This window comes from Mycobacterium sp., from assembly GCF_052144515.1.
In the GTDB taxonomy this organism is placed as follows: Bacteria; Actinomycetota; Actinomycetes; order Mycobacteriales; family Mycobacteriaceae; genus Mycobacterium.
In genome coordinates this window covers 1-5,202 of record NZ_JBKQQD010000413.1, presented here as the reverse complement: position 1 = coordinate 5,202, position 5,202 = coordinate 1, and the positions used below count along the sequence as shown (strand labels likewise).

Here is a 5,202-nt window from a genome sequence, read left to right as displayed (position 1 = left end):
ATCACGGTTCCGCTGACCGGATGGCTGTCCGGGCGCTTTGGCGCGGTGCGGCTGTTTTGCATCTCTGTGGTGCTCTTCGGAGTCTTCTCGCTCTTCTGCGGCATGTCCACCTCCCTCGGAATGCTGCTCGGCATGCGGGTATTGCAGGGTATGGCGGGCGGGCCGCTGCTGGCGCTGTCCCAGACGCTGCTACTGCGCATCTTCCCTAAAGAGCAGTCCATGCAGGCCATGGGACTTTGGGCGATGACGACACTGCTCGCGCCCGTGGTCGGGCCGGTGCTCGGTGGATGGCTGTGCGACAACTACTCCTGGCCGTGGGTGTTCTTGATCAACGTGCCCATGGCATTTCTCTTCGGTTTCATCGCGTGGGTCCTGCTCAAGCGCTACCAGGATCCTGCGGTCATCAAACCGGTCGACAAGATCGGCATGCTCCTGCTCGTCATCTGGGTGGCGGCACTGCAGATCATGCTGGATGAGGGCAAGGACAAGGACTGGTTCTCCTCGATGGAGATCCGCGTGCTCGCCATCACAGCCGTGATCGGCTTCATCAGCTTCCTGATCTGGGAATTAACCGAGAAGAATCCGATCGTCGATCTGCGCGTCTTCCGCCATCGCGGATTCTCCTCCTGCATGGTGGTTCTCGCGCTTGCGTTCGGCGCCTTCTTCGGTCTCAACGTGCTGACGCCGCAATGGCTGCAGTACAACATGGGCTACACCACCACCTGGGCGGGACTCGTGGTCGCCTGGGGAGGGCTCCTGTCGGTCGTCTTCTCCCCGATTGCGGCCAAGCTTGCTAACCGAGTCGATCCGCGCATTCTCATCTTCATCGGCTGCTTGTGGCTCGGCCTGGATACGTTCTGGCGCGCCTACGCCACCTCCGACATGAGCTACTGGGTGATTTGCATCCCGCTCTTTTTCATGGGGGTCGGCATGCCGATGTACTACGTCCCCCTGACGGGACTCGCTATGGGGTCGGTCAAGGAAGAGGAGACGGCGTCCGCCGCCGGACTCATGAACTTCGTGCGCACGATCTCCGGCGCCATTGCGACCTCCCTTGTCACCACCTTCTGGCAAAATCGCAGCATCGTCGCCCACGCTGAATTGGCCAATGTGGTAGATCCCACGGGCCGGGTCGCCGCAACGCTGCCCCCGGGGACGACCGGGCAGTTCGCGCGCGAGATGCTCAACTACCTCGTGACGAGCCAGAGCCTGATGCTCGCCACCAACGGCCTGATGCTGCTGATCGGCGCGGTCTTCATCATCGCATCCGTTTCGATCGTGCTCGCGCCCAAAGCGGCTCGATCGGTCGATGCTGCCTCCGTTGGGCATTAAGTGCGGCGCTGCATGTGGATGCCTAATAGAAATTCTGAAATTGCCCGCACCATCCTCGAGACCCTTCGATGTGAAAGGAGTTGACGTATGAAAATAGGTATTGCCGATACGAGCGGACAACTCGACCATAGACACGCCGCGGAGCTTCTCGCGCGCCGCTGGATGGAAAATCGTCGGTACTTCACCACCATCGGCACAATATGGCGCGCCGGGATTCAGGCGTCCTGGCAACGGGGACCCGCCCATACGTTGTCCCTTCACTGGGCTCGACGGACTGCATTTGAGTTTGAGCGTGGCGCAGCATGAGAAAGCCCAACAGACATCGGACTAGGGGTAACTGACGTGAGTGTCGAGGATGCACCCGTATGGCTGCGCCATCATGGCGGCCGCCTCACGACTGTGGCACTCGTCCTCGCTCTGTTGTACATCGGTCGGGCGGTGCTAATACCGCTCGCGCTCGCCATTCTGCTGAGCTTGCTAGTGGCGCCGCTGGTTCGAGCACTGCGGCGCATCCGAATCGGCCGGGCCTCTTCAGTGCTTATCGCGGTTCTGGTGCTCACGATTTCGTTCATGGCCGCCGCAGTGGTTCTCGGCACACAGATTCTGCGCATCGCCGAGAGCCTTCCTCGGTACCAAGCAAACGTGCAACACAAGATCAGGCTCATTGACGAAGTGACCGTCGGACGGCTGCGCCTCCTTACGAAAGAAGCGAGCCACCTGATGGAGATCCACGATCCATCGGACACCCCCTCCGGCCCCACTAGCAAGGTCAAGCGCTCCGTGGCGGCACAGCCGCCGGACCCCGCACTGTTGGAGCCGCGCGACGTGCCGCCTCAGCCGCTGCAGCTCATGGGGAAGCTCCTGAAGTCCGCTTGGGGACCGATCCAGGCCACGGGTATCGTGCTGCTCGTCCTCATTTTCGTTCTGCTCGAGCACGAATCCCTGCGCGACCGCATCATCCGGATCGCGGGCGCAACCGATATCCGTTCGACGACTGCGGCGCTCAATGACGCGGGTGAGCGCCTCTCAAGACTCTTCGTTTCGCAGTTGGCGGTCAATCTGGTCTTTGCGGTAACAATTACGGTGGCGTTGAGTGTGCTTCGGGTTCCGCAGGCAATTCTCTGCGGCACGTTAGCCGGAGTGATGCGTTTTGTACCTTATGTGGGCGTGGGTATTGCAGCCCTTTTTGCAATTGCGCTTGCCTTTGCCGTCGATCCGGGATGGTCGCTGGCGCTGAGCACTCTGGGTGTCTTCATCCTCCTCGACATCGTCGCGGCACAATTGCTGGAACCGCATCTTTATGGTCATACCACCGGACTATCGCCGCTCTCGGTGGTGGTTGCAGCCATCTTCTGGAGCTCCCTCTGGGGTCCCGTTGGCCTGGTCTTGTCCACTCCCCTAACTTTGTGTCTGCTCGTCGCCGGACGTCACGTAAAGGCGCTCAATATCCTCGAGTTCCTATTGGGTGATGTCCAGCCGCTGACGCTTCCCCAGAACTTCTACCAACGGGCGCTGTCCGCAGACCCCCACGAAATCATCGCTAATGCGCGGGCATTCCTGAAACGGGATTCTCTTGCGACGTATTGCGATCGCGTCTTGCTTCCAGCACTGCATCTTGCACAGCTCGACGCCGAACCCGGTGCAACCAACGAGAATCAGCAGGTGAAGATCCGCCGCGTGATCGTCGATGTCCTTACAGCCGTCGGAAGCGACAGCCTCAAACTCCCGCGACGGCGACATCGAGGCTCGGTACTTGAGTACGTCAGCGCCGGGCGCTGGCTGCGTCAGGAACGCGAGGGATCGAGCGGGAGATGGCAAGGCCCGCTCGGCGTGCCTCCCGGATCCGTGGTGATCTGCTCGGGACTGGGGTCGTCCTCCGATGATCTTGCGGCCGAGCTGCTGGTACGCATGTTGCGGACCCAGAGCATTGATGCTCGGCATTTCTCTTCCGGAGACATTAATCTCGGGCTGCCAGCCGGGGCAGAGCCGGATGGCGTCTCCATCGTGTATCTGGTGAGCGCCTTCCCCAGCTCGGAGCGCGCCCGCGCCAATTCGATCAGTAAGCAAGTTGCCGAGCTATTGCCGCGCGCCTACATAGTGCGGGTTTTTTGTCCCGGAGTCGCAGCCCTATCCGAACCGGGCAACGGCGCCAGCAATACCGAACCGACCGTGAACTCTCTCGGGCAGGCGATCGAATTCTGCATGTCGTGGCAGGAGGTGCGCAACACACCGAACCCGACACCGGATCTCGCCGGGCTGATGTCGCGCGAGCGGCACAATGCTTTGCAGCATTCTGAAGGACTCGGTCGGGTTCGCAAGCAAACCGAGGAGGTGCTCCAGTAACCCAGTAACGCTGCTGGCAACTCTACTGCATTGCTGCTGGACGGACGCGAAGACTGCGGCGCTGCATGCTTCTCGATCCAGGCAATGAAGCTCTTGCCCGTAACACTACGTATGTAGCTGCGCGTCACTGTCCGGCAACATTGCAGGTCGGCGTCGGAATTGCACAACTCACAAGATCGGGGATGAATTATGAACACCATCATCGCGCATCTCGCTTCCAGTCTGGCACGGAGCTGGTGGCTCATGCTGCTGCGCGCCCTGGCAGCCATCGCATTCGGGGTTCTGACATTCGTGTGGCCGGGAATATCCCTGGCTTCGCTGGTGCTGGTATTCGGCGCCTATTGCATGGCGGACGGGATCTTCACGGTGTGGACGGCGGTTTCCGGCTCGAAGGATCACGAGTACTGGTGGCTGCTGCTCTTGGAAGGTCTGCTGGGAATCGGCGTCGGCGTGCTGACCCTGTTCGCGCCGGCCATAACGGCGCTCGCATTGCTCTTCTACATCGCGGTGTGGGCGATTGCCACCGGCGTCCTTGAGATCGTCGCAGCGATCCGGTTGCGCAAGGAGATCCAGGGCGAATGGCTGCTGCTGCTCGCGGGTCTCGCCTCGGTGGTATTCGGAACTCTTCTCATCTGGCATCCCGGCGCAGGAGCACTGACCGTGCTGTGGCTGATCGGCTCGTATGCCATCGTGTTCGGCGTGCTGCTGCTGATCCTGGCCTTCAAGATCCGCGGCTTCGTCGCCAAGGTCACTTAGCGGTTTCGGACTCCTGCCGCGCACGCGCTGAATCACGACATGGCCGCCGTCAGTCCACTGCGTGATGCGTCCCGCCGGCCGACCCGATTCCCATGGGTCACGGCGGCCATCATCGCGCTCAACGTGTTCCTCTTCGTGCTCGAGCTCTCCGGGGGCGATGAGTTCATCATGCGCTGGGCACTCATCCCGGCGGATGTGACGGCCGGACATCATCTGGTCACGATTGCAACGGCTCTATTCATGCACGGAAGCTGGCTGCACGTCATCAGCAACATGGTGTTCCTATGGGCCTTCGGCCCGGAGGTCGAAGACCTCATGGGCCCGAGGCGCTACCTCACTTTCTATCTGGCAGGCGGGCTGGCCGCAACGCTCGCGCAAGTCGCGGCCGTGCCCTCCTCCACCGTTCCCATGCTGGGAGCCAGCGGCGCGATTGCCGCGGTCATGGGTGGATTCATCGTGACCTACCCCCGTGACAGGATTCGATCCCTCCTGGTCATCTTCGTGTTCGTGAGCGTCACCTATATCCCCGCGGTGATCCTGATCGGCATCTGGTTTCTGATGCAGTTCCTTAGCCTCGGCGCAGTCACCCCGGAAGCGGGCGGAGTGGCCTACGCGGCACATGTCGGGGGGTTCATTTTCGGGGCGGTGAGCGCGCGGTTGTTCGAGCACTCATCGTGATTTGTCCCACTGCCGCTCACTGACTCGACGCCGCTCGTTGGATCGATACAAATCGATCGTCGCGTCGCGCTGTTGTCCGTGGTCAGTCTGAGC

The 5,202-nt window shown here is 61.2% G+C and carries 4 protein-coding genes; all 4 read left to right on the top strand.

Annotation, left to right across the window (positions count from 1 at the left end; genetic code table 11):
• Positions 1–1,332: DHA2 family efflux MFS transporter permease subunit (locus tag ACLP9N_RS27445; RefSeq protein WP_442410324.1), on the top strand; the 1,332-nt coding region annotated here is incomplete at its 5' end.
• A gap of 342 nt (positions 1,333–1,674) precedes the next feature.
• Positions 1,675–3,675 (top strand): AI-2E family transporter, encoded by a 2,001-nt coding sequence (locus ACLP9N_RS27440; RefSeq protein ID WP_442410323.1) that lies wholly within the window; start codon positions 1,675–1,677, stop codon positions 3,673–3,675.
• Positions 3,676–3,864: 189 nt separating this feature from the next.
• Positions 3,865–4,431 carry an HdeD family acid-resistance protein gene (locus tag ACLP9N_RS27435; protein WP_442410322.1) on the top strand — a complete coding sequence of 189 codons (567 nt, stop codon included), beginning with the start codon at positions 3,865–3,867 and terminating at the stop codon, positions 4,429–4,431.
• A 39-nt stretch (positions 4,432–4,470) separates the two neighbouring features.
• On the top strand, positions 4,471–5,109 hold the full coding sequence (locus ACLP9N_RS27430) for a rhomboid family intramembrane serine protease (RefSeq protein WP_442410321.1): 639 nt from the start codon (positions 4,471–4,473) through the stop codon (positions 5,107–5,109).
• The last annotated feature ends 93 nt before the right edge of the window (positions 5,110–5,202 follow it).